The organism is Pseudomonas sp. DE0010, from assembly GCF_007680745.1.
GTDB classification, from domain to species: Bacteria; Pseudomonadota; Gammaproteobacteria; order Pseudomonadales; family Pseudomonadaceae; genus Aquipseudomonas; species Aquipseudomonas parafulva_B.
The window spans coordinates 1-233 of record NZ_VEJQ01000310.1; the positions used below are offsets into that span (position 1 = coordinate 1).

Here is a 233-nt window from a genome sequence, read left to right on the forward strand (position 1 = left end):
CCTTGCGCCGCGTGCTCGTAGGAAACAGCGGTCTGGCCGGCTTTGATGGTGACTTGAGCGTTATTGCTCAGGGTCACGACCAGGTCATTGGCCAGAGCCTTGTTGATCTGAACAGTGAACGTTGGTTTAACGTTCTCAGCAACGGAGTTCTGGTCGGCGGTAATAGTGACCAGCACCAAATCGCCTTGGTTACCCGTACCCGGGGTACCCGAACCTGGCTCGTCGGTAACTTC

At 56.2% G+C, this 233-nt stretch carries 1 protein-coding gene; it reads right to left on the minus strand.

Annotation, left to right across the window (positions count from 1 at the left end):
• Positions 1-233, minus strand: a 233-nt coding sequence (locus FS767_RS22655; protein WP_371921614.1) for an immunoglobulin-like domain-containing protein, incomplete at both ends; no start/stop codon positions are given.